19 protein-coding genes, 1 other RNA gene and 1 pseudogene are annotated in these 21,369 nt (G+C 67.1%); 7 read left to right on the top strand and 14 right to left on the bottom strand.

Annotation, left to right across the window (positions count from 1 at the left end):
• Positions 1 to 4: 4 nt before the first annotated feature.
• On the bottom strand, positions 5 to 868 hold the full coding sequence (locus J6U32_RS20890; protein ID WP_208791977.1) for an ABC transporter permease: 864 nt from the start codon (positions 866 to 868) through the stop codon (positions 5 to 7).
• Positions 869 to 1,030: 162 nt separating this feature from the next.
• Here J6U32_RS20890 and J6U32_RS20895 point away from each other — a divergent pair, with 162 nt between their 5' ends.
• On the top strand, positions 1,031 to 2,275 hold the full coding sequence (locus tag J6U32_RS20895) for a CaiB/BaiF CoA transferase family protein (RefSeq protein WP_208791978.1): 1,245 nt from the start codon (positions 1,031 to 1,033) through the stop codon (positions 2,273 to 2,275).
• Positions 2,275 to 3,180, top strand: a complete 906-nt coding sequence (locus J6U32_RS20900; protein WP_208791979.1) for a hydroxymethylglutaryl-CoA lyase — start codon at positions 2,275 to 2,277, stop codon at positions 3,178 to 3,180. The genes J6U32_RS20895 and J6U32_RS20900 overlap by 1 nt, the downstream gene beginning before the upstream one ends.
• 48 nt (positions 3,181 to 3,228) lie before the next feature.
• On the opposite strand, the gene J6U32_RS20905 is transcribed toward J6U32_RS20900, so the two are convergent.
• From J6U32_RS20905 to J6U32_RS20950, 10 genes are all read right to left on the bottom strand, one after another.
• Positions 3,229 to 3,765, bottom strand: coding sequence for a S8 family serine peptidase (locus tag J6U32_RS20905; RefSeq protein ID WP_244332235.1), 537 nt, complete (start codon positions 3,763 to 3,765; stop codon positions 3,229 to 3,231).
• Between the two features lie 337 nt (positions 3,766 to 4,102).
• Positions 4,103 to 4,477, bottom strand: a transfer-messenger RNA (tmRNA) gene (gene ssrA, locus J6U32_RS20910).
• Positions 4,478 to 4,604: 127 nt separating this feature from the next.
• On the bottom strand, positions 4,605 to 5,882 hold the full coding sequence (locus tag J6U32_RS20915; RefSeq protein WP_208791980.1) for a glycoside hydrolase family 27 protein: 1,278 nt from the start codon (positions 5,880 to 5,882) through the stop codon (positions 4,605 to 4,607).
• 37 nt (positions 5,883 to 5,919) lie between these two features.
• Positions 5,920 to 6,393, bottom strand: coding sequence for an SsrA-binding protein SmpB (gene smpB / locus J6U32_RS20920; protein WP_006372871.1), 474 nt, complete (start codon positions 6,391 to 6,393; stop codon positions 5,920 to 5,922).
• A gap of 19 nt (positions 6,394 to 6,412) precedes the next feature.
• Positions 6,413 to 7,327, bottom strand: coding sequence for a permease-like cell division protein FtsX (gene ftsX / locus J6U32_RS20925; protein WP_006372872.1), 915 nt, complete (start codon positions 7,325 to 7,327; stop codon positions 6,413 to 6,415).
• A 95-nt stretch (positions 7,328 to 7,422) separates the two neighbouring features.
• Positions 7,423 to 8,109, bottom strand: coding sequence for a cell division ATP-binding protein FtsE (gene ftsE / locus J6U32_RS20930; RefSeq protein WP_006372873.1), 687 nt, complete (start codon positions 8,107 to 8,109; stop codon positions 7,423 to 7,425).
• A gap of 91 nt (positions 8,110 to 8,200) precedes the next feature.
• Complete coding sequence (locus tag J6U32_RS20935) at positions 8,201 to 8,941, bottom strand: hypothetical protein (protein ID WP_208791981.1); 741 nt, start codon at positions 8,939 to 8,941, stop codon at positions 8,201 to 8,203.
• Positions 8,941 to 9,951 (bottom strand): mechanosensitive ion channel family protein, encoded by a 1,011-nt coding sequence (locus J6U32_RS20940; protein ID WP_208791982.1) that lies wholly within the window; start codon positions 9,949 to 9,951, stop codon positions 8,941 to 8,943. The genes J6U32_RS20935 and J6U32_RS20940 overlap by 1 nt, the downstream gene beginning before the upstream one ends.
• Entirely contained in the window at positions 9,938 to 11,053 is a 1,116-nt protein-coding gene (gene prfB / locus J6U32_RS20945; RefSeq protein WP_014360767.1) for a peptide chain release factor 2, read from the bottom strand. Before prfB ends, J6U32_RS20940 begins: the two co-directional genes overlap by 14 nt.
• Before the next feature lie 31 nt (positions 11,054 to 11,084).
• Positions 11,085 to 11,483, bottom strand: coding sequence for a hypothetical protein (locus J6U32_RS20950; RefSeq protein WP_208791983.1), 399 nt, complete (start codon positions 11,481 to 11,483; stop codon positions 11,085 to 11,087).
• Positions 11,484 to 11,528: 45 nt separating this feature from the next.
• Between J6U32_RS20950 and hisN the strand changes: the two genes are divergently transcribed.
• Both hisN and J6U32_RS20960 read left to right on the top strand, forming a co-directional pair.
• On the top strand, positions 11,529 to 12,332 hold the full coding sequence (hisN, locus tag J6U32_RS20955; RefSeq protein WP_208791984.1) for a histidinol-phosphatase: 804 nt from the start codon (positions 11,529 to 11,531) through the stop codon (positions 12,330 to 12,332).
• Positions 12,333 to 12,454: 122 nt separating this feature from the next.
• Positions 12,455 to 12,853, top strand: a complete 399-nt coding sequence (locus tag J6U32_RS20960; protein ID WP_208791985.1) for a VOC family protein — start codon at positions 12,455 to 12,457, stop codon at positions 12,851 to 12,853.
• A gap of 497 nt (positions 12,854 to 13,350) precedes the next feature.
• On the opposite strand, the pseudogene J6U32_RS20965 reads toward J6U32_RS20960, so the two are convergent.
• A pseudogene (locus J6U32_RS20965) lies at positions 13,351 to 15,022 on the bottom strand (DUF222 domain-containing protein).
• Positions 15,023 to 15,609: 587 nt separating this feature from the next.
• The gene (locus J6U32_RS20970; protein ID WP_208791986.1) at positions 15,610 to 16,269 is read right to left on the bottom strand and encodes an MBL fold metallo-hydrolase; all 660 of its coding nucleotides are present in this window, start codon (positions 16,267 to 16,269) and stop codon (positions 15,610 to 15,612) included.
• A 208-nt stretch (positions 16,270 to 16,477) separates the two neighbouring features.
• Here J6U32_RS20970 and J6U32_RS20975 point away from each other — a divergent pair, with 208 nt between their 5' ends.
• Together J6U32_RS20975 and J6U32_RS20980 are read left to right on the top strand one after the other, a co-directional pair.
• Positions 16,478 to 17,857 (top strand): acyl-CoA dehydrogenase family protein, encoded by a 1,380-nt coding sequence (locus J6U32_RS20975; RefSeq protein ID WP_208791987.1) that lies wholly within the window; start codon positions 16,478 to 16,480, stop codon positions 17,855 to 17,857.
• A gap of 27 nt (positions 17,858 to 17,884) precedes the next feature.
• Positions 17,885 to 19,105, top strand: coding sequence for an acyl-CoA dehydrogenase family protein (locus tag J6U32_RS20980; RefSeq protein ID WP_208791988.1), 1,221 nt, complete (start codon positions 17,885 to 17,887; stop codon positions 19,103 to 19,105).
• Positions 19,106 to 19,243: 138 nt separating this feature from the next.
• Here the strand turns inward: J6U32_RS20980 and J6U32_RS20985 are convergent, their stop codons facing one another.
• A complete protein-coding gene (locus J6U32_RS20985; protein WP_208791989.1) occupies positions 19,244 to 20,551 on the bottom strand; it encodes an MFS transporter in 1,308 nt (435 codons plus the stop codon).
• A gap of 137 nt (positions 20,552 to 20,688) precedes the next feature.
• On the opposite strand from J6U32_RS20985, the gene J6U32_RS20990 reads away from it, so the two are divergent.
• Entirely contained in the window at positions 20,689 to 21,366 is a 678-nt protein-coding gene (locus J6U32_RS20990) for a hypothetical protein (protein WP_208791990.1), read from the top strand.
• Positions 21,367 to 21,369: the final 3 nt, after the last annotated feature.

Here is a 21,369-nt window from a genome sequence, read left to right on the forward strand (position 1 = left end):
GCAATCACCCGACCTTCGTCTGCACGAACATCGACAGCAGCTGGGTGGCAAGGAGATTGAGCACAAAGCTGGCGACCACGCTGAGTACGACGGCGGCGTTGACCGCGTCGGCGACCCCGCGCGGACCGCCGCGCGCCTCCATCCCACGCTGACAGGCGATGGCGACGACGACCAGACCGAAGATCTCGGCCTTGCCCAGCGCCGCCCACAGATCGACGAGGCCCGCGAACTCGCCGAACGACCCGAGATAGCTGCCGGCCGCACCGCCCTGGAACGCGACGTTGACGAAATATCCGGTGGCCACACCGACGAAGACGATCTCCACACAGATCAGGGGTGCGATCACGGCCACAGCCGCAAGGCGCGGGGCGATCACCCGCCGCGCCGGGTCGATACCCATGGTGCGCAGGGCGTCGATCTCCTCACGAACCGTCCGCGACCCCAGGTCGGCGGCAACCGCCGAGCCGACCGCACCGCCCAGCAGCAGTGCGGTGGCAATCGGGGCACCCTGCCGCAGCACCCCGAGCGCACCGGCCGCGCCGGCCATCGAGGACGCCCCGATTTGCGAAGTCAGGCTGCCCACCTGCACCGAGATGATCACGCCGAACGGGATCGCCACCAACGCGGCGGGGATCGCGGCGACCCCCGCGAAGAACACCATCTGCCGGTAGGCCTCACGCACCGGGAACCGGCCCCGAACCACGTCTGCGACGCCGAACCCCACCGAGGTCGCGAAGAGATCGAGTAGGCGCCCGAGGGTCGACACCGAGGAGCCCAGCATGCCCGCCACTCGGCCCCGCTCGCTCACACGCATCGCCACTCCGGTGTCCCCGCCGACCCGATCCGGGTCCTCGTCCGCTCCCGACACTCACGCCACCCGAAGGGCGCGTCGTGCCAGTGTGACACGAAAAACAAATTCTGGGTTCATTTTCAGTTTTTTCCGGTTGTCAGGGCATCGCGGCACGTCAACGGCCTGTGACGAGCTCAGCCGGGATTGCTTCTGGACCGTGATTGGTTACACACTGGTGGCATGGACGACCCCGACTCCCCGCCGACCATCACCCCGGACACGGAACCGACGGGACCACTCGACGGCATCACCGTGCTCGAACTGGGCACCCTGATCGCGGGCCCCCATGCCGCTCGCCTGCTCGGCGACATGGGCGCCGAGGTCATCAAGATCGAGCCACCCGATCGGCCGGACCCGATCCGCACCTGGGGGCAGGCCGAGGTCGAGGGCCAGCGCTTCTACTGGACGGTGCACGCCCGCAACAAGCGGGCGATCACCCTCGATCTGCGCGACGACCGCGGACGCGAATTGTTCCTGCGATTGGCCCAGCGCGCCGACATCGTCGTCGAGAATTTTCGGCCCGGAACACTCGAACGGCTCGGGATCGGGCCCGAGGTGTTGTGGCAGCACAACGCGGGACTGGTCGTGGTGCGGGTGTCGGGGTACGGCCAGACCGGGCCCGACGCGGCGCGCGCGGGATATGCCTCGGTCGCCGAGGCCGCCAGCGGGCTGCGCCACATCAACGGCTACCCCGGGCAACTCCCGCCGAGACTGTCGCTGTCGCTGGGCGACACCCTCGCCGGAATGTACGCCGCGCAGGGCGCACTCGCGGCACTCTACCGCCGGACCGTCACCGGCAAGGGGCAGGTCGTCGACACCTCACTGCTGGAATCATGTGTGGCGGTGCAGGAGTCGACGATGGCCGACTACGATATGGGCGGTATCGTGCGGGGGCCGTCGGGCACCCGTCTCGACGGCATCGCCCCATCGAATCTGTATCCGACCGCCGACGGAACCCACGTGATCATCGCCGCCAACCAGGATTCGGTGTTCGCCCGGCTGTGCGCGGCGATGGGACAGCCCGAACTCGCCGCCGACCCGCGCTTCGCCGACCACGCTGCCCGAGGACGCAATCAGGATGAGCTCGACGCCCGCATCGGAGAGTGGTCGGCGCAGCACGGGGCCGACAAGCTCACCGAGGTGCTCTCGGCGGCGGGAGTCGTGGTCGGGCCGGTGAACACGATCGAACAGGTCGTCGCCGACCCCCATCTGCAGGCGCGCGGGATGATTGCCGAGCATTACGACGCCCGGGTGGGCCGGGTGGTCCACGGCCCCGGTGTGGTGCCCCGCTTCGGCGACACCCCGGGTCGAATCCGCAATGCCGGGCCACCGGTGCCCGGTCACGACAATCAGGCGGTGTTCACCGATCTGTTGGGATTGACGGACTCCGAGGTCGACGAACTCCACGAACAGGGCGTGATCTGATGAACGTCACCCTCCGCGACGTCGCCATGCGAGACGGATTGCAAATCGAGGAGCCGATCTCACTCGACGCCAAAGTGGAACTGTTGCAAGCCATCTGCGATACCGGGGTGACCGAGGTCGAGGTGACCGCGTTCGTCTCACCCAGCAAGGTACCCGCACTCGCCGATGCCGCCAACCTCTGCACGCACCTCGGCGAGTTTCCCGATGTGCGGTTCTCGGCGTTGATCGCCTCGGTCAACGGCACCCGCCGTGCGCTCGACTCCGGTGTGAGCACTCTGGAATATGTTGTCTCGGCCTCTGATTCACACAGCCGGGCCAATGTCGGACGCGACACCCACGCGTCGACGGCACTGATCGACGAGATCGTCGGTATCGCCCACGACGCGGGAGCCACACTCGAGGTGATCATTGCGACCGCCTGGGACTGCCCGTTCGACGGCCCGACGCCGCCGGAGCGGGTCACCGCGATCGTCACCCACGCGGTGGCGGCGGGCGCCGACCGCATCAGTATCGCCGACACCATCGGCACGACGACCCCGAGACGGGTGACTGAGCTTGCCGCACAGGTGTTCCCGTTGATCGGTGATCTGCCGCTGGGCGCACACTTCCACAACACGCGGGGTACCGGGTTGGCGAGTGCCTACGCCGCCGTGCAGGCCGGCATCACCCGGCTCGATGCCTCGGTCGGCGGACTCGGCGGATGCCCCTTCGCACCCGGTGCGAGCGGCAATATCGCCACCGAGGATCTCGTCTATCTGTTGCGCGACTGCGGCATCGACACCGGCGTCGATCTCGATGCCGCCATCCGCGCCGGACGCGTCGCCATCGGTGCGGTCGGTGGCGGTGACGGGAGCGCGCTGATGCGCGCGGGCGATCGGAAGCTCGCCACCGGCGAGCCACGCTAGACCGGCCACCCCTCGCCGCAATATCGGTGCGCGGTGGGATGCGTAAGGTCAGTGCTCGTCAATGTCGCGGTAGGCGGTCTTCTCGTCACGCATGCGCCGCAGCGGTGTGAACAACGCCCAGGCGGCGGCGATGAGGAAGACACTGATCCCGCCGACGACGAGCGCGATGTCGCGTGTCCGGGTGGCGGCCCGGTCGGGCGGGACCGGCCCGGCGATCTGCTTCTGCAGCACGGTGTTCGACGCGTGAGGCTGGTCGGGGTCGACGGCAGCGATCGGGTCGACCAGACCGTACCCGGTCGCCACGTCGGGCCCCCGTCCACCTGTGTGGGCGGTGCGCTTGATCAGTTCGATCACCTCACCGGCAGACATGGTGGGGCGCTCGGCGCGGACGAGGGCGACCACCCCGGACACCACTGCGGCGGCGAAGCTCGTTCCGTTGAACGATGATTGGGCACCCTTGATGACCTGCCGGTTGACCAGCCCGGAGCCGGTGCTGCTCAATGAGACGACGTTATCGCCGGGGGCGGCGACCGAGACCCACGGACCGGTCAGTGAGGTCGACGCCGGCTCGTCGTCGGCGGTCACATTTCCCGACGTTCGGGTCGACGCCGTAATTCTGAGGGCAGCGATCCTTGTCCGCGTTGCCTGCGGCTGCCACCAACACGTTGCGTTGGTAAGCGGCGCGCACGGCGCGGCCGAGCAGGTCGTCATCGACCGGGGATCCCGGCATCGACTTCGACGACCTCGACGCCGAACACCTGATGCGGGTGGAGGCCACCGACATGCGTGCGGCCATCAACACCGTGTTGGGCAACCTGGGCCTGGGGCGCGTCTACACCGGCTCCCAGGTCTGAACCGCCCCGGCGGCACCACCGTCGAGAAACGACAGCGCCCCACCTGCGAGCAGGTGGGGCGCTGTCGATCGTGGAGCTGCCGGGAATTGAACCCGGGTCCTCCGTCGGGTTGGCGGGGCTTCTCCGTGTGCAGTTCACTGGGTCTCTACTCGGATCTCCCGGTCACGTGAACAAGCCGAGATGACGATCCCAGTCGCTGTTGGTTGTCCCCTTCGCACCCGCGACCGGTGCGAACGGTGAGCTCCCAAAGATGATGCCGGCACCGGACTTGGGAGCAGAGTCCGGGCCGACAGACTACGGGCCCGCTGTCAGGCAGCGAGGGCGTAGTCGCGCTGATTCTTATCGGCGCTTAATTGGTTGCCGCGACGCTTATACGGTGGTCTCTGGCCTGCACCGACACGCTTCCCCCGCCTCGGCGTACAGAGTCGAAACCGATCAGCCCCGAGACAGGTGCCCTCCGATTTCTCGGCGAGCAGTTCATTATAACAACCGGACGCGCGCGGTTCATTCCCATTTCCGTCGGCGCTCGCCCGGCAGTTACTCGCCCGCATCCAGTCCTCGCGGAAACCGTCACTGGATCGACAGCACGGCGGTGTCGTCGACGCCCACGGGCACCGACAACTCGCCGCCCTCCGCCTGATACCGGCGCCCGGTCCATGCGTCGACCCCCGACACCGACGAGTCGCCGGTCAGCCCGAGGCTCGACAAGCTCACCGTCAATGTGCGGGGATGGTCGGCACGGTTGGTCATCGAGACCACGAGGCCCTTGGAACCCAGAGCGCGGCTCCAGATCTCCGGGTTGTCGCCGACCATGGCGCCGGCGCGCACGCGGTCGTCCTGATCAATGCCGATGATGGCCTCGTTGGCGAGGATGTCGCGGGTGCGGGTGCTCATCGCGGTGAGGTCGTTGCCGGCCATCAGCGGGGCGGCCATCATCGCCCACATCGACATCTGGGTGCGCTCCATCGCCGGGGTCAACGCGTTGCCGACACCGACGACGAGCATGTCCATGTCGACGAAGCTGCCGTCGGCAACCCGTGCGCCGATCGGGGCCACGGCGTCGATGATGTCGCGGACCCCCTGGTACCCCGATGTCGGTGTCGCATCGGCACCGGCCGGCCGAGTGGTCCACACCGGCGAGATGTCGTTGGTGGCACGCGTCATGGTTGCCACACCGCCCCAATCGAATTGGGCTCCGGGCACCGATCCGGCGATTCCGCTGTTGGGGTTGATGCTGTACACCATGGGGCGTCCGGTGGATCGGATCGCGTCACGCATCGCGGTGAACGAGGCGACCTGGTCGTCGTGCGCCGAGTCACCGAAGCACCAATCGTATTTGACGAAATCGACGTCCCACGAGGCGAAGGCGCGCGCGTCGGTGAGCTCGTGACCCCCACTGCCGGCGGTACCCGGATAGGTTCCGCCGAACTGCGCGCACGTCTTCTCGCGTGCGCCGGCGTAGATCCCGAACTTCAACCCGCGGGCGTGCACGTAGTCGGCGAGCGCGGCCATCCCGGATGGAAAGCGCACGGGGTCGGCGACGAGTTGCCCGCCGGGGTTGCGATCGGGCGCCATCCAACAGTCGTCGACGACGACGTAGCGATATCCCCTGGCTGCCAGGCCCGAGGACACCAGTGCGTCGGCCTGCGCGCGCACGATCTGCTCGGTGATGGTGCAGCCGAAGCTGTTCCAACTGTTCCAGCCCATCGGCGGGGTCGCCGGCACTCCGTCGATCGCCGGCCCGTCACCGCCGATGCGCACGGTGTCGTCTCCCTCGGGCGTGCACCCGAGCGCCAGCACAACCAGGGTCACGATCACGACCGCTGCGCGCAGCCGCCGGTGCGACATCCTCCGGCGCGAGTGCGTCGAGGTCGGCCTCACGCAATCACATGCCCTTGACGCGGCGGCCGATCTCGCGGGCGACCTCGCGTTGCGCGGTGCGCCGCGCGATGTCCTGGCGCTTGTCGTGTGCCTGCTTACCGCGGGCGAGTGCGAGTTCGACCTTGGCCCGCCCGTCGCTGAAGTACATCGACAGCGGCACCAGGGTCAGGTTGCCGTCGCGGATCTTGCCGACGAGGTTGTCGATCTCACGACGATGCATCAGCAGCTTGCGATTCCGTCGCGGCGCGTGATTGGTCCAGGAACCACTGCCGTATTCGGCGATGTGCAGTCCACGCAGCCAGACCTCACCGTCGTCGATGGTCGCGAACGCGTCGACCAGGGAAGCCTTGCCCTCCCGTAGACTCTTGACCTCGGTGCCGAGCAGGGCGATGCCGGCCTCGTAGGTGTCGAGGATCGTGTAATTGTGTCGCGCTTTGCGATTGGACGCGATCAGATTGCGCCCCTTCTCCTTGACCATGTCGGCCGTCTCACCTCCTTCACTCGCGAACGTAGACACGCAGCGTGACATATCCGGTCACCGCTGCCAACACAATTCCGCCGATGACGAGCCACGGCGAGACGAACAACACGTCGCCGATCGTCACCCTGGGCACGATGTTGACCCCGTACAAACCGGCCAGGGCTCTGTCGAAGAAGAAGAGTTTGGCCAGGAACAACCCACCGATCGCGAGCAACGACCCGATGAACGCGGCCAGCATCGCCTCGAGGAGGAACGGCAGCTGGGTGTACCAGCGGGTCGCGCCGACCAATCGCATGATCGACACCTCGGTCCGCCGGGTGAACGCCGCGATCTGCACCGTGTTGACGATCAGCAGGATCGCGGCCACCGCGAGGATCGCGGCCACCGAGAACGCGGCGTTGCGCACCCCGTCGAGCACCCCGAAGATCCGTTTGACGAGTTCACGTTGATCGAGGGCGCCCTCGACGCCGAGGTCCTGGCGGCCCGAGAAGGCGTTGTAGACGTCGTCGAAACGATCCGGATCCGACATCCGGACCTTGAACGACGCCTGCGAGAAGGTGTCCTGGGTGATCTGATCGGCGATCTCGGGCGAGGTCTCCTCGAACATTTCCTTCGCCTGCTGATAGCCCTCTTCGGGGCTGACGTAGGTGACCGATCCGACGCCGGGTTGCTTCTCGAGGTCGGCGCGCAGCGTGGTGCACGGGGCATTGCGGCAGTTGGCGTCGGCCTTGGAGACGTCCTCGTTGAGGAAGAACTGCATCTCGACGCGGTCGAGGAAGATCTTCTGGCTCTTGTCGGCCATCTGGATCACCAACAGCCCGCCGCCGAACATGCCCAGGGTGATCGCGGTGGTGATGATCATCGCGACCGTCATGGTCAGGTTGCGGCGGAAGCCGTTGAAGACCTCGCTGAAGATGAATTGAGCTCGCATGGCTGCTCGGATGTCCTTCTGGTCGTGGGGGCTCGCGCGGATGCGCCGACGGTTCTCGGCATCGCGTGCACGCGAACCGGATCGGCACTGGTCGCTCAGCCGATGCCGTAGACGCCTTGCTCGTCGTTGCGGACCAGCCGCCCGTTGTCGAATTCGAGGACCCGACGGCGCATCGCGTCGACGATGTGCCGGTCATGGGTGGCCATCACCACCGTCGTGCCGCGCCGGTTCACCCGATCGAGGACGTCAACGATCTCCTCGCTGGTCTCCGGGTCGAGGTTTCCGGTGGGCTCGTCGGCCAGCAGCACCAGCGGCCGGTTGGCGATCGCGCGGGCGATGGCCACACGCTGCATCTCACCGCCCGACAGCTCGTAGGGCATGCGGTCCAGCTTGCCCTCCAGACCCACGTAGTCGAGGACCTCGGGCACCACCTTGCGGATCATCGACGGCGGTTTGCCGATCACTTCCAAGGCGAAGGCGACGTTGTCGGCGACCGACTTCTGTTGCAGCAGCCGGAAATCCTGGAACACGCAGCCGATCGACTGGCGCAGTTTGGGTACCAGACGGCCCTTGAGGGTGTTGACGTGGAAGTCGCCAACGTAGACCTGGCCGGAGGTCGGCTTGTCCTCTTTGAGCAACAAGCGGAAGAAGGTCGACTTCCCCGATCCGGAGGGCCCGATGAGGAACGCGAACTCGCCCTTCTCGACCTCGAGGGACAGCTCTGACAGAGCCGGCCGCGAGGAGGCCTTGTACTTCATCGTGACGTTGTCCAGCGTGATCACAGGGAGCCAGTGTAACGACGACGCCTGAGAGTCCCGTTCAGGCGGACGTGCGGCGCGTTGACCTCGCTCACGCGCCGGTCGGTCGCACGTCTCAGCGCGTCGGCACGGTGGTGGTGGTCGTCGTCTCCCAGGGCATCCGGAAGCCGGGGATGAGACCACCGCTCGGCGCCGAGGACTGCCCTGTCGACGACTCCTCCCCCGCACCTGGCGCGCCGGACTGCACCGACGACTCGCCCGAGTCCGACGAGGACACCGACGACGAGGTCGTCGACGAATAGCTGGTCGTCGGTTCCCGATAGGTCGGCTCGCTCGTGCGCACCACCTGCCGGCCGGTGGACGGCTGCTCCGGCGGGGCGTAGCGCTGCGAGGTGTATCCGTACATCACCCAGCACGCCACGAACAGGACCACCAGGATCGCCGTGCCGGAGCGCACGCGAGTGCCCTTGATGTGCTTCCAGTTCCGGTCTCGCCACCCACGGCGCTGCGGCGTCGCTGGTGTGGGATCGGTGGCCGCGCGGGCACCGGTGTCGGACTCGGCGTCGTCGTCGGTGACGATCGGGATCTGGTCGGTGTCGACGATGGGGTCGACGGGGGCATGGGTGCGCCTGGTCGCAGCCGGCGTGGCGGGTGGTGCCGTGGCGGGCGGTGGTGTCGCGGCGGGCGGTGGTGTCGCGGCCGGTGGCGTCACAGCGGGCGTCACCACGGGCCGCGCGGCGTCGTCCGGCAACAGGTGGCGGGGCTCGCCCTCACCGGCGGGCGTCGGGTCACCAGGCGTCTTACCTGGTGGCGTGTTCTCGGGCGTCTTGTCGCCGGGCAGTTCTCGGTCGGCCATCAGGCTCCCCCGTCCCGGTCGGTACGGCCGTAGGTGCCGGGTGCGCTCACGGTGTCGGCGAGTGTCGCCGGCGGGGCGGCACCGGACTGGGCGTCGTGCCCGGCGGCGACGGTGATGCCCTCGGCGGCGAGAGCGCGCACGATCGACACGCGCAGAGCCCGGCTCACCTCGAACTGTTTGCCGGGCAGCGTCCGCGCGACGATGCGGACGGTGATCGCGTCCAGTTCGAGGTCGGTGACCCCGAGTGACGACGGTGTGTCGAGGAGCAGGTCGTGCCAACGCGCGGTCGCGTAGAACTCGCGGCCCACCCGGTCGAGGGTTTCGTTGACGAGTCCGATGTCGGCCTTGGCCGGCACCGGGACATCCACCACCGCCCGCGCCCAGTCCTTGGACAGGTTGGTGGCCTTGATGATCTGGCCGTTGGGCACGGTGATGACCTCGCCCTCGCTGGTGCGCAGTTTGGTCACGCGCAGGGTGACGTCCTCGACGGTGCCGTCGGCGTTCTGGCCACCGGTGACCATGAGACTCACCACGTCGCCGTACCCGTACTGTTTCTCGGCGACCACGAAGAACCCGGCCAGGATGTCCTGCACCACGCGCTGCGCACCGAAGCCGAGGGCCGCACCGATCACCGCACCCGGGCCGGTCAGACCGGTGATGGGCACGTTGAGGATCACCAGGAAGCGGATCAGCACGATCGCGATGACCACGACGATCAGCACCCACGCGACCACATCGACCAGGGCCCGACGATGTTTGGTGTCCTCGGTCTGGACGATCAGGTCGCTGTTGTGGAAGCTGCTGTCGACGCGCGCGGCGTACTTGGCCGCCGACCATCGGATGAGACGGATGACGATCAGGCCGCCGAGGACCCACGTGACCATCTGCAGCCCGTTGGTGACCAGCCAGACGTAGATGGACCCGATGAGCTGCTCGGTCGCGTTCTGCGGACTGGTCGCAGCAAGGACGTGATGCGGACTCGCCGCCGCGAGCAACTCAGGCCTCGACATCGGCCATTCGCCAGCGGATGCCCGCCTCAATGAACTGGTCGATGTCGCCGTCGAGGATGGCGGTCGGGTTGTTGCTCTCGACGTTGGTCCGCAGGTCCTTCACCATCTGATACGGGTGCAGGACGTAGGAGCGCATCTGGTTGCCCCAGCTCGATCCGCCGTCGCCCTTGAGCGCATCGAGTTCGGCGCGCTCCTCCTGACGCTTGCGTTCGAGGAGTTTGGCCTGCAGCACCCGCATCGCCGACGCCTTGTTCTGCAGCTGACTCTTCTCGTTCTGGCAGGTGACGACGATGCCAGTGGGCAGGTGCGTCAGACGCACCGCGGAGTCGGTGGTGTTGACCGACTGGCCGCCGGGGCCCGAGGAGCGGTAGACGTCGACCTTCAGTTCGTTCTCGTCGATGTCGATGTGGTCGGTGGTCTCCACCACGGGCAGCACCTCGACCTCGGCGAAGGAGGTCTGCCTGCGGCCCTGGTTGTCGAACGGGCTGATCCGGACGAGACGATGGGTGCCCTGCTCGACCGAGAGGGTGCCGTACATGTAGGGGGCCTTGACGGCGAAGGTCGCCGACTTCAGGCCCGCTTCCTCGGCGTAGGACGTGTCATAGACCTCGACGCCGTAGCCGTGCTGCTCGGCCCACCGCACATACATCCGCATCAGCATCTGGGCCCAATCCGCGGCGTCGACGCCACCGGCACCGGATCGGATGTTGACCAGTGCGTCACGCGCGTCGTACTCGCCGGCGAGCATGGTCTTGACCTCCATCGCGGCGATGTCGGTCCGTAGCGAGGCCCGTTCGGCGTCGGCGTCGGCCAGCGCGCTCGTGCGTTCCTCACCCTCCTCGGACTCGGCGAGCTCGTACAGCACCGGCATGTCCTCGAGCCGTTGACGCAATTCGGTGACCCGTCGCAACTCCGACTGGGCGTGGGAGAGCTCGCTGGTCACCTTCTGCGCGTGCTCCTGGTCGTTCCACAATTCGGGGTCGGAAGCCTGCATCTCGAGCTCTTCGATCCGACGGCGCAGTTCGTCGACGTCGAGCACCTTCTCCACGGTGGTGAGGGTGGTGTCGAGGGATTCGAGATCTGCGGTCACGTCGGGATGCACGGTTATTCAGGGTACCGGCTGGGACGCGCCGTCAGGACGTCGGCGGCGGCATCTCCCCCGGGACCTGCGGCTGCGGCGGGAGTTCACCGAAATGCCAACTGGTCTCGGCCTTGCCCGGCTTGTAGACCACCGGGTGTTCGGAGCCGATCTGCGGCCACGGTTGGCCTTGTTCGAGCACCATCGTCCCGTAGACCTCGGCCGGTCGGGTGCCCGGACCGACAATGGTGCCCGACACGGTGCAGAACGCCTCGCCCTTGCTGTCGGCCTCGGGTCGCTCGCTGACCCCGGTGAGGGTCATCGTTCCCTGCACCAGGCCGGTACCGCCGCGGGCGCTGCCTCCGATGCCGCCGACCCGGCGGCCACGCATCTGCATGATCATCGCGACGGCCATGACCGCCAGGAGGATGGCGATCGTGACGGTGATCCACATGACGGCCACCCTACCGGGCCCGGCCTCCGCGTTAGGCTTTCGCGCGTGACCTCCCACCCCGTTCCCGAATCCGACGATTCCGACCTCGGTATCGCGCTGTCGCTGGCGATCGCCGCCGACGATCTCACCATGGCGCGTTTCGGGGCGCTGGACCTACAGGTGTCGCAGAAACCCGACCTCACCCCGGTCTCCGACGCCGATCTGGCCTGCGAGGAGATGATCCGCGAGCACCTGTCGCGCCGGCGTCCCGACGACGTCGTACTCGGCGAGGAGTTCGGTGGCGAGGCGACGAGATCGGGACGCCAGTGGGTGATCGACCCGATCGACGGGACCAAGAACTTCGTGCGCGGTGTTCCGGTGTGGGCAACGTTGATCGCGCTGCTCGTCGACGGCGTTCCGACGGTCGGTGTGGTCTCGGCGCCCGCGCTGCGTCGGCGTTGGTGGGCAGCGCAGGGCCAGGGTGCGTTCGCGGAGTTCGACGGCCGCACCCGGTCGTTGTCGGTGTCGGGCGTCGCCGACGTGGCCTCGGCGAGCCTGGCGTTCTCCAGTCTGTCCGGGTGGGCGCAGGCAGGCATCCGCGACAAGTTCATCGCGCTCACCGACGAGGTGTGGCGGGTGCGCGGATACGGCGACTTCTTCAACTACTGTCTCGTCGCCGAGGGCGCGGTCGACATCACCGCAGAGCCCGAGGTCTCACTGTGGGATCTCGCGGCCCTCGACATCCTCGTCCGAGAGGCCGGTGGACGCTTCACCGCGCTCGACGGGACGCCCGGCCCCCGGGGTGGCAACGCGGTGGCCAGCAACGGACTGCTGCACGACGCGGTACTCACCGCGCTCGCCGCGGACTGAGACGGACCCGGGCGGGTCGGACGCACCTGTCCAATCGACGAGTTGCCGACGAAAGTGCTTCGGGGACTCCCCTGTTCGACCTAGCGTCGACAGGAGACCCGCACCGACGTCAGGAGTTCTCCATGCCCGGCTTCCCCGCCCTCACCCACGTTGCGATCACCGTCGCCGACCTGGAGATCAGCCGGTCCTGGTACAGCCGCCTGTTCGGCGCCGAGCCCGTCCTCGAGGAGGACGAGGAGTCCGGCGCGTTCCACCACGCCGTGTACGCCCTCGACGGCGGCACGCTGTTCGGTCTGCACACCCACACCGACTCGACGCCGTCGGAGGTGTTCAGCGAGAAGCGCACCGGACTCGACCACGTAGCGTTCGCGGTCGGACAGGACGACCTCGAGCGGTGGTGCACCCGGCTCGACGAGCTCGGCATCGCCCACGGCGGCATCAAGCACGCGGCGTACGGGTCGGGCATCTCCTTCCGCGACCCCGACAACATCGCACTGGAGTTCTTCGCCCCACCGGCGTAGATCGCGTTGGTCGGCCCCGGTCGAGGTCGGTGACGAAGCCGGGCCGGCCGGTTTCGGCTTTTACCGGGCGATCGTCGCCGCGGAATGGCGTGCGCCGTCGCAGCACCGTCGAAACTCTAACGGCCCGTGAATGATCGAGTGAACGCAGACGCTAAAGGCGCCGTGCACATCGAGGATCACTGTGGACGGGCGGGCTGTCGGCGTTCCGTGCCGAACACCGGTCAGCGGTACCCACCCCGCAGGGCGTGTCTCCCAATTCCTCTGCGATGGATTTGCGGAGGAGCTCTTTCGTCCCGGTGGTCGAGCAGCCCAGTGGCGCTTTCATCCCGGTGGTCGAACTGCCCGGTGGCGCTTTCCTTCCGGTGGTCGAGGTGTCGAGGAGCGTTAGCGACGAGCCGTTCTCTCGGTGGTCGAGGTGCCGAGGAGCGTTAGCGACGAGCCTCGAGACCTGTTGCACCGCTGCTGGTTTCCAACCCCACACCGAAGCACGTGACGGTCTAGAACCCGCAGTCGCCGAGGAGCTGGGCGAGTCGAGTTTCGACCAGCGAGTCCGGGCTGGGATCAGGGTGGAGGATTTCGACGAGGTCGTAGTATCCGTGTCCGATCGGGATTCGGCTGCGGCGGATTCGGTTGGTGGGCAGCATCGAGTCCCGGTCGTCGCTTGTGGCGAGATCGGTATCGGCAGCAGCGGCCGCACGTGGTGGTGGGTCGGGTGGTGGGTGCAATTCCGCGCGGATACGCGCGAGTGCCGCAGCGTAGGTGGCCCCGACATCCGGTAGTGCGTTGGTGCGTTTCGGGTTCGGTTCGGCTGCGCCGACGGGCGTGTTTGTGCGCCACCAGCATCGTCCGGCCCACGGCCCGTCCCGATAGATGCCGGTCGTGAATTGTCCGGGTTTGTCGCCGACCATCCGGTTGTGTTTGCCGCAGGCGGGGGCGAGGTCACCGATGTTGGTGAGTCCGCCTTTCGCATGATCTTTGGTGGCGTGATGAATTTCGACGTGCGCGGCAGGTTGAGTACACCCGGGAAACGAGCAGTACTCACCGCCGTCTTTGGCGAACAGGGCGATCCGCTGCCCCTGGCTCGCTAACCTCGCCCGACCCAAATACAGCGGAAGACTGGTGTGGTCGTCGAACACCGCCAACCACGGCTGACTGTGGGCAGCCAACGCGATCACATCCCGGATTGGGAGGAGGGTGCCGGTCGCCGTGACGCCCATCCCGGTCTGCGCAATCAACTCCGACAGCGATGCTTTGATGATCAGATGCGGTGGTAGGCCGCGATGCGAGTGCGGGCCGAGTCCGACATCGAGTCCGGCGCGTAGGACTGCTTCCAACGCATCATGGTTGCGTTGCACCTGATCACGGTGATCGCGGGCCGCGGCAGCCGCCACCTGGTCGGGGTCGGCATCCTCGCGACTACCGGTCGGGGACTCCGGATCGGCGGGATTGTTCATTCCAGGCGCCGCCCACGCGGCGAGTACTGCTTCGAGGTGCGCGGTCAGAGTGGGAGTCATCTGCCCCGACAGGCCACTCATTTTTTGGGCGTTCTGCCGCCCGATGCGGATCTGGCGGTGGCGTTGCCGATCAGCATCGTCGGTCAACTCACCGTCGGGGTCGAGGTGCGCCAACACCCGTGCCCCCAAAATCCGCAGATCCGAGGGGGGTGTGGGTGCGGGCGAACCCGGCCATCGTGGCGTCGGCCGACATTTTCTCGTCGAACGGCACTGTCGTAGGTATGCGGTCCAACACATCGATCACCACCGCCGCATGCGAGGGGCCGGCCGCACCGGAGGCCATCGCCTCAGCCAACGCCGGATATTTCGGCGCAGCAACCTCGCCGGTGACGGTGTGGAAGGTGGCGGTCGCTTTGAGTTGTTTCCACCGCCGCCACGGTTCCGACACACGCAACAAGCCGATCATGGCGTCGATGATCGACCCGAACCCGTACTCGCGGGCCAGATGGCGGTCGGAGAACTCGACGATCTGCCGATCGCCTTGGACGGTGACGCGGGTGATCAACCGTTCGGTGGACTGCGCGACCGACACCAGGTCATCGTTGGACAGGCCGGTCAAATCATCGGTGGCCAACTCGTCCATCAGCGTGTGGGCGAGGGCGAGTTTCTGGGTGGTCGACAACCCAGAAACGTCGGGCAGTGCGGTGTCGACCATGATTGTCACCCCCCGGCGATAGCGCACATGTGTTTGTGTGCTGTTGTGTTCGAGTATATGTCGGGTTTGTCGGGTTGGCAAGGGGTTGTCGAAAGTTTTTTCGTACGGGTTTGATGGTGGGGTTTCAGCGTGGGTTCGGCAGGGTCTCGAGGCTCGGCGCCTGGGGCGCCTCACACCTCGACCACCGATGAACGGCTCGGCGCCTGGGGCGCCTCGCACCTCGACCATCGATCGGCGAAGGACCTTGGGCGCCTCGCACCTCGACCACCGATCGGAAAGGGCTCCGGCGGAAGCGCCCCGACCATTGATTGGGAAGGACCTGGGGACCTCATGCCTCGACCGGCCTCCCACCGGTTGTGCCAGTTGAGGATGCGCTCGGGACTGCACCGAACATCTTCTCGCGCAACAGCTCCCGGATTCGTTCTCGGTGGAGGCTGCAGCAGCGGCACTGCAGCCGCCCTCGGGGCGCTGCCCGAACATCCCGCTTTGCCGCCACGATCACCTTGGGGCTCGACTTCCCCGCGGTGTTGGTCGCCGACATGCGGGACCGGCTGAAACGCGACGATGTGCCGTCAACTGCACATCTTTCAGAACTCGGCCGCGGACTCCTGATCGACTACGACGAATTCGGTTGCCGCGTCCTTCATCTCGCTCAATCGTGAGTAGTGGATGCCGGTCCCCGCGTCGGACAGGATGGCCTGATGGATGGGCACCGCGACGCGTGGCGCCATGGCACGTAGGTAATCCACGGACTCACTGAGTTTCATCCACGGCGCCGCCGAAGGCAGGGCGAGGACGTCGACCTTCTCGAACGGGATGTAGAACGAGTCGCCCGGGTGCATGAACCGCCCGGCGCCCTGCGACGAGTCGAGGACGTAGGCGACGTTGTCGATGACCGGGATCTCCGGATGGATCACCGCATGCCGACCGCCGGTCATCCGGGCGGTGACCGCGCCGATGTCCACCTGCTGCCCGGGGTGCGCCGGGGTCCACTCCCCCGCCGAGTCGGCGTCGTTGAGTTGCCGGGCGGTTTGCGGATCGGCGTATCGGAGGGCGTGTGGATTGGCCGCGATGAGATCCGGCAGCCGCGCGGGGTCACAGTGATCGGGATGTTGGTGGGTGATCAGGATCGCGTCGAGTCCGGTGATGCCCTCGAAACCGTGGGAGAAGTTTCCCGGATCGAACAGGATCTTCGCCCCATCGAGTTCGACCAGCAGGCACGAATGACCGAAGTGCGTGAGTTGCATGCCTCCACTGTGCTCCCGGCGGCCTCATGTGTCAGCGAACCGCTTCATAACCCCTGGTCGCCCCGGCACGCACGGCCGGCGAACGAGCCCCGGCGGACAAACACGTGACATTCTTCTTACCCATGAGTAAGATCTGTTCTTACCGCCGGGTAAGGTATCCCGGAGCCGTACCGCCCCACCCAGTCAACCACTGCGAGAAATGGTGAACATGTCTACTCACACCGAACCCCGCGACACCTCCGCCGTCGGGAAGACCCGTCATCCCCGCAACTTCATCGGTACCGCGATGCGCGTGCTGACCACGGTCACGGGCTCGGAGTTCGCCGAGAAGTACCAGATCCGTGAACCCATCAACCGGATCGCGTACCAGGCGACCAAGACCGGGTTCCAGACCCTCGGCGCCGCCAACCGCGCCTTCTCGAAGGTGCAGGGCGGGTCGGCTCCGGCCAAACGGCTGACGACCACACCCAAGGGCTACTTCAATCTCACGCCCGACGACGAACAGCAGATGATCGCCGAGACGGTCAAGGAGTTCGCCACCGAGATCCTGCGTCCGGCCGCCTACGACGCCGACGCCGCGGCCACCGCGCCGGAGAGCATCGTCAAGCGCTCCGCGGAACTCGGCATCACCATGATCAACGTCCCCGAGGAACTCGACGGCGCGGCCACCGAGCGCGGGGTCGTGACCAACGCGTTGGTCGCCGAGGCGATGGCCTACGGCGACATGGGTCTCGCGCTGCCGCTGCTCGCCCCGAGCGGTGTGGCCACCACGCTGACGAACTTCGGCAGCGACGGCCAGCAGAAGACCTACCTGCCCGACTTCGCCGGTGAGAACGTCCCGCAGTCGGCGGTCGTGATCGCCGAACCGCGCCCGCTGTTCGACGCATTCTCGTTGCAGACCAAGGCAACCCGCGTGCCCAGCGGCTACCGGCTCAACGGCGTGAAGTCGTTCGTACCGGCCGCGGGGTCGTCCGAACTGTTCATCGTCGGCGCGCAACTCGACGGCCGGCCCGCACTGTTCATCGTCGAATCCGACTCCAAGGGCCTGATCGTCGAGGCCGACCCCGGCATGGGTGTGCGCGCCGCAGGCATGGGTCGACTGCTGCTGCAGGACGTCGCGGTGCCGGAGTCGGCGCTGCTCGGCGAAAGCTCGCCCGAAGCCTCCGATGCCGCCTTCGCGGCGTATCGCGACGTGGTGCGGCTGTCGCGTCTGGGCTGGTCGGCACTGGCCGCCGGAACGGGTCGGGCCGTCCTCGACTACGTCATCCCCTACGTCAACGAGCGTGAGGCGTTCGGCGAGCCGATCTCCAACCGCCAGGCGGTGGCCTTCATGGTCGCCACCATCGCCACCGAGCTCGACGGCATCCGTCTGGTCACCCTGCGCGGCGCCTCGCGCGCCGAGCAGGGCCTGTCGTTCGCCCGCGAGGCCGCCCTGGCGCGCAAGCTCACCATCGACAAGGGCCTGCAGATCGGTCTCGACGGCATCCAGCTGCTCGGCGGCCACGGCTTCACCAAGGAACATCCGGTCGAGCGTTGGTACCGCGACCTGCGTGGCGCGGGTATCGGCGAGGGCATCGTCGTCCTGTAAGGCGACCCGGGAATCGAGGACACAGTCATGAGCATCAATCTGGAACTGCCGAAGAAGCTCGGCGTCACCATCGATCAGGCCCATCAGGCCGCGGCGGAGATCTTCCGTCCCATCTCGCGCAAATACGATCTGCGCGAACACGATTACCCGGTCGAGCTCGACACCCTGGCGAGCCTGTACGACGGTCTGGCCGAGACCGGCCAGGCCGGTGCCGGCGCCGATGCCGGCCGGAGCAAGGACAAGGGCAAGGAGCGTCCCGAGGGCGTCGTGGTCAACGGCGGCAACATGCAGTCGGTGGTCAACGTGATGGAGACCTCCTGGGGCGACGTCGGCCTCATGTTGTCGATTCCCTATCAGGGACTGGGAAATTCGGCGATCGCCGCGGTCGCGACCGACGAGCAGCTCGAGCGCTTCGGCAAGGTGTGGGCGGCGATGGCCATCACCGAGCCCAGCTTCGGCTCGGACTCGGCCGCGGTCACCACCACCGCCACCCTCGACGGCGACGAGTACGTCATCAACGGCGAGAAGATCTACGTCACCGCAGGTTCCCGCGCCAGCCACATCGTGGTGTGGGCGACCCTGGACAAGAGCCTCGGGCGTGCCGCCATCAAGAGCTTCGTGGTTCCACGCGAACATCCCGGCGTCGAGATCGCACGGCTGGAGCACAAGCTCGGCATCCGCGTCTCCGACACCGCGGTGATCCGCTTCGAGAATTGCCGCATCCCCAAGGAGAACCTCCTCGGCAGCCCCGAGGTGGATACCAAAAAGGGATTCGGCGGGGTCATGCAGACCTTCGACAACACCCGGCCCCTGGTGGCAGGCATGGCTGTCGGGGTGGCGCGTGCCGCGCTGGAGGAACTCCGACGGATTCTCGACGAGGCCGGCATCGAGGTCGACTACGATCGCCCCGCAGCCGACCAGCATGCCGCTGCCGCAGAGTTCATCCGGCTGGAATCGGACTGGGAGGCAGCGTATCTGCTGACCATGCGGGCGTGCTGGATGGCCGACAACAAGCAGCCGAACTCGCTGGAGGCCTCGATGGCCAAGGCCAAGGCCGGGCGCACGGGTACGGACGTCACCAACAAGGCGGTCGAATTGGCCGGTACGCCAGGCTATTCCGAGCGTCTGCTGCTCGAGAAGTGGGCCCGCGACTCGAAGATCCTCGACATCTTCGAGGGCACCCAGCAGATCCAGCAACTCATCATCGCCCGCCGGGTGCTCGGCAAGAGCAGCGCCGAACTGAAATGAGTCGCACCGGCCGATGACCCCCACGGCCGGCATTGAACAAGAGATCGCCCCGCGGACACCACGTCCGCGGGGCGATTCCCGTCGGTGCGGATGTGTCGGTGTCCGTCGCGGTGTCGGTCCGGGAGGACGCGAACCGGCTCACGCCTCCGGCAGCGGCCGCCCGGATTGCTCCGACCACACCATCGGATCCTCGCGCCGCAGATGCGCCCGTCCCTTGCGGCGGTATCGCCAGATCTGCAGGGCTCCGACGCCCCACAGCAGGTACTGCGCCGACATCGCCGCGGTGAACGCCTCGGGCGGATAGCCGGACGCGCCATCGGGGGTGCGCCAGTCGACGATGATGCCGATCATCGCCATCAGCAGCAGGCTCGCGAAGAAGCCACCCTGGTTGATGATCCCGGTCGCGCTGCCGACGCGTGAGACGGGGTTGGACGTGCGGCCGAGATCGAAGCCGATCATCGATGCCGGACCACCCATGCCGCACACGATGACCAGCAGCATCAGCAGCCAGAACGGCGCGGGACCGGGCCAGGCGAGAACGATCGTCCACATGCCCGCGATGGCGCCGACGACGCTCAGCACCAGGGTCGACCGGTGCCAGGGATGCCGCGTGATCAGCGCGGCGAAGATCGGTCCGAAGCCGATGATCGAGCACACCATGATCGTCAACAGGGTGCCCGCCGCGCCCGCGCCCTGCCCCTCGCCCTCGACGAAAAACGGGAATCCCCAGAGTAATCCGAGGACGGTGGCACTGAATTGCGTGGAGAAGTGCATCCAGAATCCCAGCCGGGTACCCGGATGACCCCACGCCGCGGCGAGGGTGGCACGGATGCCGGCGAACCCGAGCAATGGCCCGGAGGTGGTGCGCGCCTGCGGGGAGTCGCGCACCACGATCGCCGCGATCACCAGCAGCGCGGCACCGCAGGCGGCGGTCACCAAATAGGCGTGCGTCCACCCGAGATTCGACAGCGCCCAGGTCATCGGGACCGCGGCCGCCACCGCGCCGAGTTGGCCGAGCACTCCGGTCAACTGCGTCATCAGCGGGATGCGCCGCACCGGGAACCACGAGGTCACCAACCGCAGCACGCACACGAAGGTCATGGCGTCGCCGACCCCGACGAAGAACCGTGAGCCGAGCGCCCACACGTAGGTGTCGGCGAAGGCGAAACTCAGTTGCGCCAGCGTCAGGATCAAGGTGCCGGTGAGCAGCACCCGGCGCGGGCCGAACCGGTCGACGAGGAGCCCGACCGGGATCTGCATCAGCGCGTACACCAGCAACTGCAACACCACGAACGTCGACAACGCCGACGCCGAGATGTGAAATCGGTCGGCGGCGAGCAGACCGGCGACCGCCATCGACGACCGATGCAGGACGGCGATGAAGTAGACGGTCACCGCGACCGTCCACACCACCATCGGGTGCCCGACACGGGCGGGTGCGCTCACCGGACCGATCTCCTCTCGTCGCGCCTACATCGTGCTACATCGCCGCAGATCGGGACAGACCACCACTACGATGTCGAGAACCGACGACGCCCGACCTCCGAATTCGCTGACCGTGTCGCCGGAATGGGGGGATGGTGATGCGGACACCGAGGACGGCCGGCAGGTCACGATGGCGTCGCCCGATCGCGCTGACGCTGGTGTTCGTCGCGGCGGCGCTGGCCGGTTACGCGTGGCTGCAGACACGCGGTGACGGTGTCGACTGGGACGACGTCGGGGTCGGCGACTGCGTCGGCACCCATGACCGACCGGAGATGTCGCTGCTGCACCCCGGTGGCGGCTACGGCAGACACACCGCGGTGCACTGTTCAACCCCCGCGGCCACCTACGTCGTGGCGGTCCGACCGGCGGTCCCGGCGATCGGCCAGGCCCAGATGACCTGCCCAGACCCCGGGAAAGATGTCAGCGGATTCGCACGCTACGAGATGCGCTCGGTCTCGGTGCACGGACGGTTCCTGTTCCACGACACCTCCTACGGTTACGCCCCGATCTGTCTGGCACCGAACCTCCACGTCGGCAGCTGCTACGACGCCGGCGAGGATCGTGGCTCCCTGGTGTCGCCGCAACCCTGCGACGGTCTCGTCTCCTGGCTGGTAACACGGCAGATCACCGGAGTGGCCGACATCCACCGATGTCCGACGGCCACCGGACTGGTCCTGCACGCACCGCTGATCACCTATTGCGAGATCAACTATCCCGATCCCGACAACCCGGTGCTGCGCTTCGGTCCCCCACCGCCCCGGCCACCCGCCGGGTGATGC

It is taken from the genome of Gordonia polyisoprenivorans (genome assembly GCF_017654315.1).
Taxonomy (GTDB): Bacteria; Actinomycetota; Actinomycetes; order Mycobacteriales; family Mycobacteriaceae; genus Gordonia; species Gordonia polyisoprenivorans_A.